This is a genomic window from Limnohabitans sp. Rim8, assembly GCF_943326455.1.
Lineage (GTDB): Bacteria > Pseudomonadota > Gammaproteobacteria > Burkholderiales > Burkholderiaceae_C > Limnohabitans_A.
This window is the reverse complement of the sequence record NZ_CALPTI020000003.1, coordinates 108,355-122,529: the sequence shown is the minus strand read 5'-3', so window position 1 is coordinate 122,529 and position 14,175 is coordinate 108,355. Positions and strand designations below refer to the sequence as shown.

Annotated in this window: 17 protein-coding genes; 6 read left to right on the top strand and 11 right to left on the bottom strand. The window is 56.8% G+C overall.

Features of this window, described 5'->3' with window-relative positions:
- Positions 1-87 precede the first annotated feature (87 nt).
- The 3 genes from Q1M54_RS03105 to Q1M54_RS03095 all read left to right on the top strand — a co-directional run bounded on the left by Q1M54_RS03105 (position 88) and on the right by Q1M54_RS03095 (position 1,711).
- Positions 88-726: an NAD(P)H-dependent oxidoreductase gene (locus tag Q1M54_RS03105; protein ID WP_300553745.1), complete on the top strand. Its 639-nt coding sequence runs from the start codon at positions 88-90 to the stop codon at positions 724-726.
- A gap of 117 nt (positions 727-843) precedes the next feature.
- A complete protein-coding gene (locus Q1M54_RS03100) occupies positions 844-984 on the top strand; it encodes a hypothetical protein (protein ID WP_019427071.1) in 141 nt (46 codons plus the stop codon).
- A gap of 40 nt (positions 985-1,024) precedes the next feature.
- Positions 1,025-1,711: an RluA family pseudouridine synthase gene (locus Q1M54_RS03095; RefSeq protein ID WP_300553740.1), complete on the top strand. Its 687-nt coding sequence runs from the start codon at positions 1,025-1,027 to the stop codon at positions 1,709-1,711.
- 4 nt (positions 1,712-1,715) lie between these two features.
- Here Q1M54_RS03095 and Q1M54_RS03090 read toward each other — a convergent pair whose 3' ends face one another.
- Positions 1,716-2,615 (bottom strand): DMT family transporter, encoded by a 900-nt coding sequence (locus Q1M54_RS03090; RefSeq protein WP_300553738.1) that lies wholly within the window; start codon positions 2,613-2,615, stop codon positions 1,716-1,718.
- A 112-nt stretch (positions 2,616-2,727) separates the two neighbouring features.
- On the opposite strand from Q1M54_RS03090, the gene Q1M54_RS03085 reads away from it, so the two are divergent.
- Complete coding sequence (locus Q1M54_RS03085; protein WP_300553735.1) at positions 2,728-3,018, top strand: 2Fe-2S iron-sulfur cluster binding domain-containing protein; 291 nt, start codon at positions 2,728-2,730, stop codon at positions 3,016-3,018.
- A 49-nt stretch (positions 3,019-3,067) separates the two neighbouring features.
- Here Q1M54_RS03085 and ntrC read toward each other — a convergent pair whose 3' ends face one another.
- From ntrC to Q1M54_RS03055, 6 genes are all read right to left on the bottom strand, one after another.
- Complete coding sequence (ntrC, locus tag Q1M54_RS03080; RefSeq protein ID WP_300554068.1) at positions 3,068-4,570, bottom strand: nitrogen regulation protein NR(I); 1,503 nt, start codon at positions 4,568-4,570, stop codon at positions 3,068-3,070.
- A gap of 36 nt (positions 4,571-4,606) precedes the next feature.
- Complete coding sequence (gene glnL / locus Q1M54_RS03075; protein ID WP_300553732.1) at positions 4,607-5,668, bottom strand: nitrogen regulation protein NR(II); 1,062 nt, start codon at positions 5,666-5,668, stop codon at positions 4,607-4,609.
- Complete coding sequence (locus Q1M54_RS03070; RefSeq protein ID WP_300553731.1) at positions 5,665-6,219, bottom strand: hypothetical protein; 555 nt, start codon at positions 6,217-6,219, stop codon at positions 5,665-5,667. The genes glnL and Q1M54_RS03070 overlap by 4 nt, the downstream gene beginning before the upstream one ends.
- Before the next feature lie 122 nt (positions 6,220-6,341).
- Positions 6,342-7,757 carry a type I glutamate--ammonia ligase gene (gene glnA, locus Q1M54_RS03065; RefSeq protein ID WP_300553729.1) on the bottom strand — a complete coding sequence of 472 codons (1,416 nt, stop codon included), beginning with the start codon at positions 7,755-7,757 and terminating at the stop codon, positions 6,342-6,344.
- 273 nt (positions 7,758-8,030) lie between these two features.
- Positions 8,031-8,846 (bottom strand): molybdopterin-binding protein, encoded by an 816-nt coding sequence (locus tag Q1M54_RS03060; RefSeq protein WP_300553727.1) that lies wholly within the window; start codon positions 8,844-8,846, stop codon positions 8,031-8,033.
- Positions 8,847-8,883: 37 nt separating this feature from the next.
- Positions 8,884-9,822 carry an EI24 domain-containing protein gene (locus Q1M54_RS03055; RefSeq protein WP_300553725.1) on the bottom strand — a complete coding sequence of 313 codons (939 nt, stop codon included), beginning with the start codon at positions 9,820-9,822 and terminating at the stop codon, positions 8,884-8,886.
- A gap of 109 nt (positions 9,823-9,931) precedes the next feature.
- Between Q1M54_RS03055 and Q1M54_RS03050 the strand changes: the two genes are divergently transcribed.
- Positions 9,932-10,756, top strand: coding sequence for an alpha/beta hydrolase (locus Q1M54_RS03050; RefSeq protein WP_300553722.1), 825 nt, complete (start codon positions 9,932-9,934; stop codon positions 10,754-10,756).
- Here the strand turns inward: Q1M54_RS03050 and Q1M54_RS03045 are convergent.
- The gene (locus Q1M54_RS03045) at positions 10,746-11,465 is read right to left on the bottom strand and encodes a 16S rRNA pseudouridine(516) synthase (RefSeq protein WP_300554066.1); all 720 of its coding nucleotides are present in this window, start codon (positions 11,463-11,465) and stop codon (positions 10,746-10,748) included. The two genes, Q1M54_RS03050 and Q1M54_RS03045, sit on opposite strands and share 11 nt — an antisense overlap.
- 155 nt (positions 11,466-11,620) lie before the next feature.
- Here Q1M54_RS03045 and Q1M54_RS03040 point away from each other — a divergent pair, with 155 nt between their 5' ends.
- Positions 11,621-11,824: a hypothetical protein gene (locus Q1M54_RS03040; protein ID WP_300554063.1), complete on the top strand. Its 204-nt coding sequence runs from the start codon at positions 11,621-11,623 to the stop codon at positions 11,822-11,824.
- 72 nt (positions 11,825-11,896) lie between these two features.
- On the opposite strand, the gene Q1M54_RS03035 is transcribed toward Q1M54_RS03040, so the two are convergent.
- From Q1M54_RS03035 to Q1M54_RS03025, 3 genes are read right to left on the bottom strand one after another with little or no spacing between them, the layout of a single operon-like run.
- Positions 11,897-12,484: a malonic semialdehyde reductase gene (locus tag Q1M54_RS03035; RefSeq protein WP_300553719.1), complete on the bottom strand. Its 588-nt coding sequence runs from the start codon at positions 12,482-12,484 to the stop codon at positions 11,897-11,899.
- Positions 12,485-12,513: 29 nt separating this feature from the next.
- Positions 12,514-13,521, bottom strand: coding sequence for a tripartite tricarboxylate transporter substrate binding protein (locus Q1M54_RS03030; protein WP_300553717.1), 1,008 nt, complete (start codon positions 13,519-13,521; stop codon positions 12,514-12,516).
- A gap of 35 nt (positions 13,522-13,556) precedes the next feature.
- Positions 13,557-14,174 (bottom strand): nuclear transport factor 2 family protein, encoded by a 618-nt coding sequence (locus Q1M54_RS03025; RefSeq protein ID WP_300553715.1) that lies wholly within the window; start codon positions 14,172-14,174, stop codon positions 13,557-13,559.
- Position 14,175: the final 1 nt, after the last annotated feature.

Genomic DNA, 14,175 nt, shown 5'->3' with positions numbered 1-14,175 from the left:
CTGAGGCTGCATGCATCTGCGCTGCTGAGCCAAATGGCCTGCGTCTTCAGACACAATCACTTATCTTTTACCTTGAATGGAACCCCCATGTCTGACTTGCTGAACAAACTCGAATGGCGTTATGCCTGCAAAAAAATGGACCCAACCCAGGTCGTACCGCAAGACAAAGTGGACCGCATCGTGGAAGCCGCTCGATTGGCCCCCACCTCCAGCGGGTTGCAGCCGTTTGAGGTGTTTGTGGTCACCAACACCGAACTGCGTGAAAAAATCAAACCCAAGGCTTGGGGCCAAGCCCAGATCACAGACGGTTCGCACCTGTTGGTGTTTGCTGCCTGGGATAACTACACGGCCGACCGAATCAACATGATGTTTGACCTCACCAACGCTCAGCGGGGTGGCACCAACGAAGGCTGGGAAAATTACCGCCAGATGTTGCTCAAGAACTACCCTGCTCGAACACCCGAAGTGAACTTCGAGCACGCCGCACGCCAGGCTTACATCGGTTTGGGCGCTTCTTTGATTGCCGCTGCTTTCGAAGAAGTTGACGCCACGCCCATGGAAGGTTTTGACCCCAAAGCGGTGGACGAAATTTTGGGTTTGAGCGCCCGCGGCCTGCGCAGCGTGGTGATCGTGCCTCTGGGCTACCGCGCCAGCGAGGGCGATTGGTTGGTCAACTTGAAAAAGGTGCGCCGCCCCACCGCGCAATTTGTGACCGAGGTCAAATAATCGCAGCACCCGCCGAAGGCGAGCACGTTTCATACCCCGACAAAGCCGCAAATCCTGCGGCTTTGTGCTTTAACATCGGGTGCTTCCCAAGCCGGGATGTCTATCAAAGGAATCAACATGGCCAAAGGCGAACAACGCAGCAACAAAATGGCCAAAAAGCCAAAGAAAGACACATCACCCCCAAAGACCTTCACCTCGGACCGCCCCATGGCCCCGTCCACCTTTGTGGCGCCTCGCGGCAAGGTCAAAGACAAGTGATTTTTTCAGCCGAGCACCCTGCCCGCTCGGCTCGCCCTGCATGACCCCGATCCATGAAGACGAGCACCTGCTGGTGTTGGAAAAACCCAGCGGCTTATTGTCTGTGCCCGGTCGCGGCCCGGACAAGCAGGATTGCTTGTCCAAGCGGGTGCAAGACCGCTACCCCGAAGCCCTGATCGTGCACCGACTCGATCAAGACACATCGGGCTTGTTGCTCATGGCCAGGGGCATTGAAGCTCAGCGTCGTCTGAGCAAACTGTTTGAAACTCGGCAAGTCAAAAAGCGCTACATCGCTGTGGTGGCAGGTCTGCCCTCGCAAACACAAGAACACGTGCCACCAGACGAAGACGGCTGGCGCACCATCGATGGCCCCATCCTGCTCGACTGGGAGCGCCGCCCACTGCACATCATTCATGCCGATGGCAAAGCCAGCCGCAGCCGATGGCGCACGCTAGAGACCAGTGCCAGCGCCAGCCTGATTGAACTGGAACCCGTTACAGGCCGCACCCATCAGTTGCGCGTACACCTGCAAAGCATTGGCCACCCCATGCTGGGTGACTCGCTGTACGCACCGCCCAACACCAAGGCGCTGAGTCCCCGCTTGTTGCTGCACGCGCAAGAGCTGGCCTTTGTGCACCCCTTCACCGAGCAAGCTTTGGCATTCAAGGTCCCGGTGCAATGGTCGGCCCTATCGCCTTACATGGCCAGTCATCACCCCGGGGGTTGATCACTCAGGCTTGGCTTGCGAACTTGATTCGGCTCGACACCAGGCCACACAGCACCACCAAGGCCATGCCCGTGAAAGCCCAGGCATCAGGGATGTGGTCGAACAACCACCAACCGAGCAAGGTGGAAAAGCCCACAGCGGTGTACAAAAAAGGCGAGACCACGGAGGCTGGGGCTTTGGAAAAAGCCACGATCAGCAGGTACTGACCCAGCGTGGCGGCCAAGCCCACCAAAAGCAGCAGCAGCCATTCATTCAGACTTTGTGGCGTGACCCACGCATTGAACACCAGCAGCGTGCTCACAGCCCAACCGACCCAGCCTGTGTAGAGCTGCATCACGGCGGGGTCTTCGGTGCGCGTCATGTGGCTAGTCACGGCCTGGAATACAGCGTAAGTCACCACCACCGTCAGCGCCATCCAGCCCACCGTGCTGTCGACCTGCCCACCCGGGCGGATAACCAGCAAGGCCCCGACCAGGCCACCCACCACCATGAGCCAGCGCAGCGGTGAGACCTTCTCCTTCATGACAAAACGGGCCAATACCGTCAGCACCAAGGGCGTGAGCATGACGGTGGCGGTGAACTCGGCCACGGGCATGCGCTGCAAACAGTAAAAAGCCAACAGGCTGCACGACACCATGAGCAAGCCGCGCAGCAACTGCCAGCGCAAGCTGTGCGTGCGCCACATGGCGCGGCCCCGCAGTGGGGCCAGCACCAAGGTGGTGCCCAAGGCCTGCACGGCATAGCGAAACCACAGCACCATCACAGGCGAAACACTGAGCAAAACCCATTTGCTGGTGGCATCGCTGAAACTCAGACTGGCCATGGCCAGCACAGCAAAAACGATGCCGGACCCCACCCAATGGGCTTGGCTCAATGGCGCTGACAATTGCGTTGGCTGGGTCACTGGGGGCTTCCAAATCGGTACTGCAAGATCTTGGCACAGCTTGTCGTTGAGCACTGTCACGCAAAACCGTGGCGACCAAACCACAGGTTTTTGGCCGCTAAACTCACCCACCATGTCCCCTGAAATACCTTTTTTCAACGCCTGCATCACGCCCGATGGCGTCAGTTTTGACGCCTGGAAATCACAAAGCTTGCTCGACTCAATGGAACAAGGCGGCTTGCAGTGGCCCAGTTCCTGCAGATCGGGCACTTGTCGCACCTGCATCGGGCAGCTGGTCTCTGGACAGGTGCACTATGAGATGGCATGGCCCGGTCTCACGGCCGAAGAAAAAGCCGAGGGCTGTGTGCTGCCTTGTGTGGCAAAACCCCTCAGCGATGTGGTGCTGCGTGACCCATTCGCCTGAAAAAATACAAGGCCATGGGGTCCAAGTTGGCCGTCTGAACCTGGATCAATCAACTCTCGTCGATCCCTAGCTCCTGAATTTTTCGGGTGATGGTGTTGCGACCAATGCCCAGTTTCTGTGCAGCCTCAATCCGGCGACCGCGTGTGGTGGCCAAAGCAGCTTGGATCAAACTGGTCTCAAAACGTCGGGTCAGGGCATCCCACACATCGGTGCGCCCGGCATTCAACAAAGCCAAGGCCTCCTGCTCCAAACCCGCATCCCATACAGCGGCACCCGTGCTTGGCCCGAGCAGTGCAGCAGCATCCAAGCCTGCTGTAGCCACAAAATCTGCACTCAATGCACCATCATGACCTGAAGAAGCAGGGGTCAAAACAGGCACACCCGACACACCACCCGTATCCAGCACTTCGGGCGGCAAATCCTTGACTTCGATGAGCTGCGATGGCGCCATGACGGTCAACCAATGGCAAATATTTTCCAGCTGGCGCACATTGCCGGGGAATTGAAAATGACCCAGACGCTCCAGCGCAGCGTCGTCCATGCGTTTGGGTTCAACGCCCAGCTGCTGCGCACTGCGCTGCAGAAAATAGCGTGCCAAAACAGGCACATCTTCGCGCCTCTCACGCAGCGCAGGCAAACGCAAACGGATGACATTGAGGCGGTGGTAAAGGTCTTCGCGGAACACGCCTTCTTTGACACGCTGCTCGAGATCTTGGTGCGTGGCGGCAATCACGCGCACATTGGCTTTGACGGCGCTGTGGCCACCCACGCGGTAGAAGTTGCCATCCGACAGCACGCGCAGCAAGCGCGTCTGCAAATCGAAAGGCATGTCACCGATCTCATCCAAAAACAGTGTGCCACCATCGGCCTGTTCGAAGCGGCCTCGGCGCGACGCTTGAGCACCTGTGAACGCACCACGCTCGTGTCCGAAGAGTTCACTCTCCAGCAGGTCTTTCGGAATGGCCGCTGTATTGATGGCCACAAAAGGTTGATTGGCACGGGGAGAGTGTTTGTGCAGCGCATGCGCCACCAGCTCTTTGCCTGAACCCGACTCGCCCGTGATCAAGACCGTCACATGGCTTTGCGCCAAACGGCCGATGCCGCGAAACACATCTTGCATCGCCGGGGCTTGCCCCAGCATTTCAGGCGCATCGACCATCTTTTCTTCGGCCACGTCTTCCCGCTGGCTCTCGCCCACGGCACGGCGGATCAGCTCCACCGCCTTGGGCAAATCAAAGGGTTTGGGCAAATACTCAAACGCGCCACTGGAAAATGCAGAAACGGCGCTGTCCAGATCCGAAAACGCGGTCATGATGATGACGGGTAAACCAGGCATGCGCTGCTTGATGGCCGTGAGCAAATCCAGGCCCGATCCACCGGGCATGCGGATGTCACTGACCAAGACCTGGGGCCCTTCACTTTCAGCCTCCAAAGCCTTCATCACCTCCCGTGGGTTGGTGAAACTGCGTGTAGGCAACCCTTCGCGCAGCAATGCTTTTTCGAGCACAAAACGGATGGATTGGTCATCGTCTACGATCCAGATTGGCTTCATCAACGTAACGCTTTCAGTGTTCACGGGCATTGGCTTTCAGGGCAACGGAATCAAAATTTTGAAATCCGTCCGGCCGGGCTCGCTGTCACATTCGATCATGCCGTGGTGCTGTTGCACAAAGGTTTGCGCCAAAGTCAGCCCGAGGCCAGAACCGCCTTCACGTCCCGAAATCAACGGGAAGAAAATCCGGTCCTTGATCGAGTCTGGAACACCAGGCCCGTTGTCCATCACATGCAATTCCAATGCCAGGCGATACCGCTGTTTGCCAAAAGTGACCTGCCTCAAGATACGGGTACGCAGTGTGATCTGGCCATCGCCCTGAGCAATTCGCTCTTGCAGCGCTTGCGCAGCGTTGTGTGCGATGTTCAGCACCGCTTGAATCAGTTGCTCGCGGTCGCCCCGAAACTCCGGAATAGAGATGTCATAGTCTCGCAACACCTTCAGGCCGCGAGGGAATTCGGCCAATATCAGGGCCCTGACGCGCTCGCAGACTTCATGAATGTTCACGTCACCGACCACATGTGGCCTGCGATGCGGCGCAAGCAAGCGGTCCACCAGCGTTTGCAGGCGATCGGCCTCGTGGATGATGACTTGCGTGTACTCGGTCAGCTCTTTGTCATCCAGCTCCATCTCCAGCAACTGGGCCGAGCCCCGAATACCTCCCAACGGGTTCTTGATCTCGTGCGCCAAATTGCGAATCAGCTCCTTGTTGGCCTGAGCTTGGTCCAGCAGGCGTTCCTCACGCTCTTGCCGCGTTTGCTGCTCCACAGGCATGAGCTCCACAATCACCTCATCGGGCTCATCTGTCGCGGCCACGATCACATGAACGGGCAAGATGTCTTCGTGGTGCAGACGGCGCAACTGTGCTTCATAACGCAAGGCGGCAAACTCGTTGGACTGTGCCCCCAACAAAGCCGTCATCAGCGGTTGGGGATCCAAAAAAAAATCAGGCAAGTGCATGTCGTACAGCGTTCGGCGCGACATGCCCAAAGCGTCTTCTAGGGCGGCATTGACAAAAAGGATCCGCCCCTGCCCCTGCATCACCGCAACGGGGGTGGCCAATAAATCAAATGCTTGAAAACGGGCAACTTTACTCATGGGGTGCGGGTGCTGACGACAGCCGGACGGCGTTCAAGCTCACGTTGCAAACTTTCAATGTCACGTTGCGTGCGTTCAATGGAGGCCTTGAGCGAGGAGACCCGGTCCAAGTACCTTTGGTGGTGACGACTTTCAGAGGCCCATTTGACCGGCTCCCCATCGTTGTACTCCTGCACCAATACGGTGAGTTGCTGTCGCGCCTTGTCCAACTCATGACCCACAATGGTGCGGGCATGCAGATCGCGTTCGGCTTGAAGTGCCGGTAAGGGACGAAACAACTCAGCACTGCGCGCTTCAGTGGATGCGGCGCTGGGCACGGGGGCAGGGGCACGAGCAGGCGAAGGTCTGGTTCCAGTGATGACCGTGACAGCCTGCGGCGCCAGGCGCTCGCACTGGCGAACATCACTGGGCGCGTTGGTGTATTCCTGACCGCAACGGTAAATGGCTTCTTGGGCCGAAGCAACCCCCATAGCGGCGACCGACACACTGAAACCCAAGGCCCAGAGATGGCCCACCATGAAGCCGTTTTGGAAACGTCGAAGCGCGAGCATGATTTGACTCCTTTGCCGACTGGCAGTGGACACCATCAAAACCCTATTGAACCAGAAAAAAAGGACGGCCGAAGCCGTCCTGAGGGCGCATTGCACAAGGCGTGCAATGGAACGCATGCCAATCAGAGCGAGTAGTACATGTCGTATTCGACAGGCGAAACTTCGACACGGCTGCGGTTGACTTCTTGCATCTTCAATTCGATGTAAGCGTCGATCCATGAGTCAGTGAACACGCCGCCTTTGGTCAAGAAAGCACGGTCTGCATTCAGTGCGTCCAAAGCTTGGTCCAAGCTGGAGCAAACGGTAGGGACCAATTTGTCTTCTTCTGGAGGCAAGTGGTACAGGTCTTTGGTCGCTGCTTCGCCTGGGTGAATCTTGTTTTCGATACCGTCCAAGCCCGCCATCAACAAGGCTGCGAAGCCGAGGTAAGGGTTGCACAGTGGATCGGGGAAGCGGGCTTCCACTCGACGGCCCTTGTCAGACGCGACGTTGGGGATGCGGATCGAAGCGGAGCGGTTCTTGGCCGAGTAAGCCAGCTTGACCGGCGCTTCGTAGTGAGGGACCAGGCGCTTGTAGCTGTTGGTGCCGGGATTGGTGATCGCGTTCAAGGCGCGAGCGTGCTTGATGATGCCGCCGATGTAGTACAGGGCGAATTCAGACAAGCCAGCGTAGCCGTTGCCTGCGAACAGGTTCTTGCCGTCTTTCCAGATGGACTGGTGCACGTGCATGCCAGAACCGTTGTCCCCAGCGTAAGGCTTGGGCATGAAAGTGGCGGTTTTGCCGTAGGCGTTGGCCACGTTGTGGATCACGTACTTTTGCAACAGTGTCCAGTCAGCACGCTCCACAAGCGTGGAAAACTTGGTACCGATTTCGCACTGGCCAGCGCCTGCCACTTCGTGGTGGTGCACTTCGACTGGGATGCCGACGGATTCGAGGATGAGCGACATCTCGCTGCGCATGTCGTGCGTGCTGTCAACTGGAGGCACTGGAAAGTAACCACCCTTGACGCGGTTGCGGTGGCCTTTGTTGCCGCCGTCCATCTTCGCGCCGCTGTTCCATGGGGCTTCGGCTTCGTCGATGGCGTAGAAGGTGTTGTTGGGCTCAGTGCTCCAGCGCACTTCGTCAAACAAGAAGAATTCTGGCTCGGGGCCGAAGTAAGCGGTGTCGCCCAAGCCCGATTGCTTGAGGTACGTCTCGGCGCGCTTGGCGATGGAGCGGGGATCGCGCTCATAAGCCTTGCCATCTGTGGGCTCGATCACGTCGCAGATCAGGACCAGTGTGACTTCTTCAAAGAATGGGTCAATGATGGCGCTGTTGGCATCGGGAATGAGCAGCATGTCGGAGGCTTCGATGCCTTTCCAGCCGGCAATCGAAGAGCCATCAAAGGCCTGACCGTCTTCGAACTTGCTTTCGTCAAACTGGGACACGGGCACCGTGATGTGCTGCCATTTGCCACGGGTATCGGTGAAACGGAAATCAACGAACTTGACTTCGTTGTCTTTCACCATGGTCATCACATCTGCGACGGTCTTGGCCATCAAATTCTCCTGGATAAAAAGGGATTGAAAAGTTTACTGACAGGTCTTGCAGTTTTTGTGCCAACTTGACACATTCAACCACTGCCAACAGACCGAGATTGTGCCCTGAGCGCATGCTTTTCTAGCTTTGCACTGCAGAAAAAAGCACAAGTCTTCACTCCAATCACGCACATTAACCCATGTGCCTCAAAAAAGCCAACTCTTCGGGTGGCCTCAAAATCCCAGCGATGCACTTAAATAGTGCAATTGCGCATTATATTGGTGCAAAATCAATTACCGCACCATTTCGGGGCCATATTCCAATGAAAAAGCTTGCAAGCCTTGGCGCAGGCCCGCATAGGCGAGATGGGCTGCGGCGGGCTCGCCCTTGACACCCAATTCGATATGCCGCCCCCACTGAGGGTGGTCCACGCTCGGCAAACTGAAGACCTTGACCTCAGGGTGGGCCGCTTCAATGGCTTCCATGAGTGGGGTCAAAGTAGCCTCCATAGCGCCCAAAATGATGACCGACTTCTCAATGTACGCGTTGAGCCTGAAATGCGCACTGTAGTGGGTGTCTAAAACCGATTCGATCATGGGCCAAGCCATGACCGGGAAGCCGGGCACGAAATGAACGCAGCCTCCAGAAGCTCCTTGGCAGCTGAAACCGGGGATTTTGTTGTATGGGTTGCGGATGATGGTCGCCCCTTGCGGAAACACACCCATGTTGAGACGGTGGATGTTGTCGGATCGCTCGGGTTCATAGGCGACGCCCTGCTCTTTGGCAGTGTCCTGCATGCGCTCTTGAATCAAAGCCTTGGCTTCTGGGTGCAAAACCAGTGGCACGTCCAGCGCCCGTCCTGCACATTGGCGGGTATGGTCATCCGGGGTCGCACCAATGCCGCCGCAGCTGAAGACCACGTCATTTGATTCAAAAGCCCGCTTCAGCGTGGCGGTGATGCGACCGGGGTCATCACCGATGTATTCAGCCCAGCCCAGATTCAAGCCGCGAGCGGTCATCAATTCGATGACTTTGGGCAAATGTTTGTCCTGGCGTTTGCCGGACATGATTTCGTCGCCAATGATGATCAGTCCAAAGTGAGGGGTCATGGTGCTGGTGAAGGTCAGATGAGGGGGAACAAAGGGGTCAAGAGCCGCGCCGAGGATCGACATCGGTCACATCGGTTTTAGGGGAGTTGCTGAGCCCTTGCGAAACATTGGCAGCTAAACGGGCCTCAGAGTGCGGCGAGACAGGCTGCGCAGAAAAAATTTCACCGGCAAAGCTTGGCGGTGCCTCAAGGCGCATGTCTTGCAAGGCACTCAAGGCGTAATGTGCAAACCATAAAGATGCAAACGCAAAAACCAAGGTGTAGATCCAGATCGCCAAGGGCACCAAGATCACAAAAGCGGCTGCAAACAATGCGCCCGATGCCCAAACCAAGCTGGGTGCGGCGCCCATCATGCCAGTGATCACGCCCATACCCAAAAGACTCAAACGGTGACGAGACAGCAGAGTTTGTCGCTCTGAGGGGCTGGCAAACTCGGCCAACACATCAAAAGCCATGATGCGGTAGGTGAGCCACCCCCAGATCAATGCGGGCAAAAGCATGGCCAAAGGCGGCACCAACCACATGGGCAAGGTGATCAACAAGGCCCCCAAGGCCAGCAACACAGACCACAATGTCCAACCCAAACCGGACAAAACGCCTGCGCCGTGCTTTGGCTCTAGCCCAACAAAGCGCCTTTGGGCGACCATGCGGGCCAAGGCCGGCGTCATCAACCAAGAAACCAGCACCAGGCAAACGACAACCACCATGGGGGTGATCAGGAAAATGACCACCAAAGGCGCCACGACCGCTTTCAAATCAGGCAAGCCTACGCCTTCCAACCAGCGCCACACCGTGTCCAGCCAACTGGAGGCGTCCAAGCCCGTCCTCACCAGCGCGATGGCGTCATCCCAGTACAAGTAGCCCAGCAACCAGGACAGGGCGACCATCAAAAACAGGGGCAACAGCGACAAGCCGATGACACGGGGATGAAAGCAATATGCGCCAGCACGCCAAAATGAGTCCATCAACAACTTCATGCCTTAAAGCTTAACAGCTGACAACAGCCGACCGCGTTACGGGTGCTTAACCGCCCACTTCAAAACGCCATCAAAATAGCGCTCATCTTTGAATTTGAAAGCCCCTCAGATGCTTTTGCCCGTGAGCGAAAAAACAGACGTGTTTGGCATCCAGCTGGAGACCCAGTTCATACCAGCGCCAGCGGGCCAAGAACACCCTGTTCTGGTTTTTTTGCACGAAGGCCTCGGCAGTGTGCACATGTGGCGCGACTGGCCACGACTGCTTTGTCAGCAACTCGGCTGCGCTGGTTGGGTCTATTCTCGCCAAGGCTATGGCCTATCCGATGCCGTGGCAGATGTGCGGGGGCCCGCCAAGCAAAGCCCGGAAGGTCACATTCGAAGCGGCCGTCTCCAGCCAGACTACATGCACCGTGAGGCCCAAGTGGTCTTGCCAGAATTGCTAGACCGTTGGGGCATTCAAAGACCAGTTCTGATCGGTCACTCGGACGGCGGCACCATTGCTTTACTTCACGCCGCTCATAGCGATGTTCATGCTTGCATTGCCATGGCGCCCCATGTCATGGTCGAAGACATGTCGATTCAGGCCATCCAATTGGCCCGCGAAGCCTTTGAAAAGGGCTCTTTGCGCGAACGCCTCAAGACTTTTCATGCAGACGTGGACTGCGCCTTTTGGCAATGGAACGATGTCTGGCTGAGCGAGGGCTTTCGCAGTTTTGACATGCGTGACACCCTGACCAAGATCCGCGCCCCAGTGCTGGCCATTCAGGGAGTGGACGACCCCTATGGCAGCATGGCTCACATCGAAGACATCGCGCGCCTTGCGCCCCAAACCCAATTGCTCCAACTGACCCGCTGCGGCCATTCTCCCCACCGGGACCAACCCTTGGCAGTGAATCAAACGATCGAGGCCTTTTTGAAGAACCTCAGGGCTTGAGCAAAGCCAAATCTTGCTCGGTCAGCCAGCGCCATTGACCAGGTGCCAAATCGTTCAACTCCAAACCGCCAATTCGTGACCGGTGCAGCCCTTCCACCCGGTTACCGACCGCCGCCAACATGCGCTTGACTTGGTGGTACTTACCTTCCTTCAAGGTCAACCTGAGGTGCAACTCTCCCACGGCCTCACAATCCGCGGCTTTCACGGGCTTGGGGTCATCGTCCAGCACCACGCCGCTGAGCAATTTATCCACCATCTCTGTCGTGATCGGGTGCTTGGTCGTGACTTCATAGACCTTGGGCACATGGTGTTTGGGAGAGCTCATTTTGTGGATGAACTTCCCATCGTCGGTGAGAAGCAAAAGTCCCGTGGTGTCTTGGTCCAGCCGCCCAACCGCCTGCACCCCCTGAACCGCCGCTTTTTGAGGGCGCTGACGCAAAGGTGGTGGCAGCAAGGTGTAAATGCTCGGCCAAGTCGATGGCTTTTGAGAACATTCGGTTCCTGCAGGCTTGTTCAGCATCAAATAAGCCTGCGCTGCGAAGGGCCAGTCTTCCCCTTGCACCTGAAACCGAAGGCCATGAAGGTCGAAAAAATCACCCGCATCGACCACGGTCTCGCCATGGACTTGCACATGACCTTGCTGGATCAATCCAGCACAGACCCGCCGGGTGCCAAAACCCTGACTGAACAAAATGTCTTCCAGGCGCATGGGTTTAAGAGTTGGAACATTCATGGGGCATGATTGTCGCTTCGAAAACACCTTCAACCCACAGCCTTTTGAAGATGACCCAGAACTCAAGTCCGCTGGACGCTATGACGCATGCCCTCAAGCAGTGCGAGCAAGGCGAAACATCCACCGCCAAAATGGTACAAATTTGGCGCGCACAAGCGGCTCAATTACCCCTGCCTTCAAGATACGGCGAAGTGCTGAATGGGCAGCTGGATCGCATGGAGTCCAGCGCTTTGTTCAGCGAGGAAAGTTGTTCTTTCAGCCAAAAAGACCAGCTGGACGCTTTGAGAATTTGGCTTGAAAAAGCACGTGAACAACTGAACCGCCCAGTCTTGTGATGCGCTTGGCTTGAGCACGCAAGCCTGACCGACCGCCGACCAGACCCCACAGCCTAGGTCTCATCCTCATGCTCAGTAAACGGTGCAGGCCTGCTCAAAAGACAATCGTGGATGACGCGGGAAAAGCTTGCTGCTGTCGCCATAGCCCAAATTGATCAAGAAATTGGCTGTGAATCGGCCATCTGGGAAGAATTCGGCATTCACCTTGGCCAAGTCTACGCCGCTCATTGGACCGCAATCGAGTCCCAAAGCACGTGCGGCAATCATGAAATAAGCGCCGCTCAAAGTGCCATTGCGTGATGCAGTCCCTTGGGCCATTGCCGCATTGCCTTCAAACAATGCTTTGGCATTCGGATTGCTCGGAAAAACAAAGGGCATGTGCTCAAAGAACTGGCTGTCGGTTGCCACAATCACACACACCGGTGCCGATTGGGTTTTGACCACATTGCCCGGACTCAAAGCGGGCATGAGTCTTTGCTTGGCCGCATCGCTGGTCAGAAACACGTAACGCGCAGGCTGCGAGTTCATGGATGTCGCCCCCATCTTGGCGATGTCGTAGATCTCCTGCAACAAGGCCGCGGGCACAGGTTTGTCTAAAAAACCATTGGCCGTGCGGGCGTCCAAGAACAGCTGCTGGAGAGAGGCATTGTCAATTTTCATGGGGCTTGTCTGAGTGAAGAGTAAAGTGTTTATTCTGCCTTGATGCCGATGTCGCGAACCAATTTGGACCAGCGCTCGACATCTCTGCGAACCAAAGCCCGCGTCTGATCGGCGTTCAGGCTCAGTGGCTTGCCACCCGCTTTGCGAAAAGTTTCTTGTAAATCGGGCTGTGCAATCACCTTGGCCAGTTCGTTGCGCAAGCGGTCTTGAATGTCCATCGGTGTCCTTTTGGGCACGAAATAACCAAACCAAGACTCCAAGTCCAGGTTAGCAACACCACTTTCCACAACGGTGGGAACATCTGGGTGCATGGGATTGCGCTCAGCACCCGAGACGGCCAAGGCCTTCACACTGCCAGCGTTCACGTGCACACGGGCCGTGGACGATAAATCAAAGAAAAGGTCAACGCGACCACCTAATAAATCCAAATACGCGGCCTGCGCGCCCCGATACGGAACGTGCACAAGGTCAGTGCCGGCCAAATGCCACAAAGCCGCTGGCAGCACATGCTGGCCCGATCCGACACCCGCTGAAGCGTAAGACAATTTGCCAGGATTGGCTTTGGCGAATGCAACGAGGTCTTTGAGCGAATTGAGAGGGAGGTCCTTGCGCGCCATGAGCGTGTAGCTGTAACTCACGGCCAGGCCGACCGGCTCAAAGTCGCGCAAACTGTCGTAAGACAATTTGTCGTACAAGCCCATGTTGAGCGCAATATTGGAGACCGAACCCACCAAAATCGAATAACCATCCGGATCGGCTTTGGCCGCCGCGTCCGTACCCACCAGCGTGCCCGAACCAGACCTGTTTTCGACCACGATACTCTGTCCCAGCGATTTGGACAACCGCTCGGCCAACGCACGCGCGACAAAGTCAAAACCACCGCCTGGTGGCTGAGGAACGATCACCTTCAAGGGGCGGTTAGGGTATCCCCCTTGCGCCCAAACACCAGGCGTCAAGCCCAACATGCCCATGGCTGGCAGTGCCCGCAAGATGCCACGACGATCCGCGTTCACCCCAAAAATTTGTTCTTTGTTCATCCGTGTCTCCTTGAGAAAAGTGTGCCTCAATGTGCTCAGCGCTCTAGGGCACCACCGGCCAACCAGCGTGCGCCACGTCGGTAGAGTTCTTCGACCACAGGCCCTTTGAGCATGGGCATGTCCATCTTGACCGTATAACCAATCCGCGTTTGTATATACGCCAAATGGCGATAACCCTCTGGGAAGGTCGCCAGCGCGGCAGTATCCAACTTCAACACGGCTGTCGAGTCCACGGGGTCGATGCGGTCTTTTTCATAGATGGGCTGACGGTGCAGCAGCTTCCATTCACCCTCGTGACGGATGACAAAATCGTAAAAACGACCTGTGCACACCACATCGCACAATACAGGGCCGTTTTCGCCCTCCACCATACCCCGCTGAGAGATGGTCATTTTGGTCTGGGCTATGGCACGGTCACCCACCACTTCGATGGCAGAACCGCCCAAAAAATGCAAGATGCTGACCCCTTTGGCCCAACCCTCTTGCGTCACACGGATGAACTCACGGAAGGGCCCCTGAAACCAGGTGGCCATCATCACGCCTTCGGGATGCCAAACCGTTGCGAAACGATCCCAGTCACCCGCGTCACGCCAAACCGCCCAGCGCTCGACCATTTGACGCACCCGTAATTCGTCACTGAATGATGGGTTCATG

Coding starts and splice junctions, on each gene's coding strand:
- Q1M54_RS03105 (WP_300553745.1), top strand. CDS start 88: ATGTCTGACTTGCTGAACAAACTCGAATGGCGTTATGCCTGCAAAAAA.
- Q1M54_RS03100 (WP_019427071.1), top strand. CDS start 844: ATGGCCAAAGGCGAACAACGCAGCAACAAAATGGCCAAAAAGCCAAAG.
- Q1M54_RS03095 (WP_300553740.1), top strand. CDS start 1,025: ATGACCCCGATCCATGAAGACGAGCACCTGCTGGTGTTGGAAAAACCC.
- Q1M54_RS03085 (WP_300553735.1), top strand. CDS start 2,728: ATGTCCCCTGAAATACCTTTTTTCAACGCCTGCATCACGCCCGATGGC.
- ntrC (WP_300554068.1), bottom strand. CDS start 4,570: ATGAAGCCAATCTGGATCGTAGACGATGACCAATCCATCCGTTTTGTG.
- glnL (WP_300553732.1), bottom strand. CDS start 5,668: ATGAGTAAAGTTGCCCGTTTTCAAGCATTTGATTTATTGGCCACCCCC.
- Q1M54_RS03070 (WP_300553731.1), bottom strand. CDS start 6,219: ATGCTCGCGCTTCGACGTTTCCAAAACGGCTTCATGGTGGGCCATCTC.
- glnA (WP_300553729.1), bottom strand. CDS start 7,757: ATGGCCAAGACCGTCGCAGATGTGATGACCATGGTGAAAGACAACGAA.
- Q1M54_RS03060 (WP_300553727.1), bottom strand. CDS start 8,846: ATGACCCCTCACTTTGGACTGATCATCATTGGCGACGAAATCATGTCC.
- Q1M54_RS03055 (WP_300553725.1), bottom strand. CDS start 9,822: ATGAAGTTGTTGATGGACTCATTTTGGCGTGCTGGCGCATATTGCTTT.
- Q1M54_RS03050 (WP_300553722.1), top strand. CDS start 9,932: ATGCTTTTGCCCGTGAGCGAAAAAACAGACGTGTTTGGCATCCAGCTG.
- Q1M54_RS03045 (WP_300554066.1), bottom strand. CDS start 11,465: ATGCGCCTGGAAGACATTTTGTTCAGTCAGGGTTTTGGCACCCGGCGG.
- Q1M54_RS03040 (WP_300554063.1), top strand. CDS start 11,621: ATGGTACAAATTTGGCGCGCACAAGCGGCTCAATTACCCCTGCCTTCA.
- Q1M54_RS03035 (WP_300553719.1), bottom strand. CDS start 12,484: ATGAAAATTGACAATGCCTCTCTCCAGCAGCTGTTCTTGGACGCCCGC.
- Q1M54_RS03030 (WP_300553717.1), bottom strand. CDS start 13,521: ATGAACAAAGAACAAATTTTTGGGGTGAACGCGGATCGTCGTGGCATC.
- Q1M54_RS03025 (WP_300553715.1), bottom strand. CDS start 14,174: ATGAACCCATCATTCAGTGACGAATTACGGGTGCGTCAAATGGTCGAG.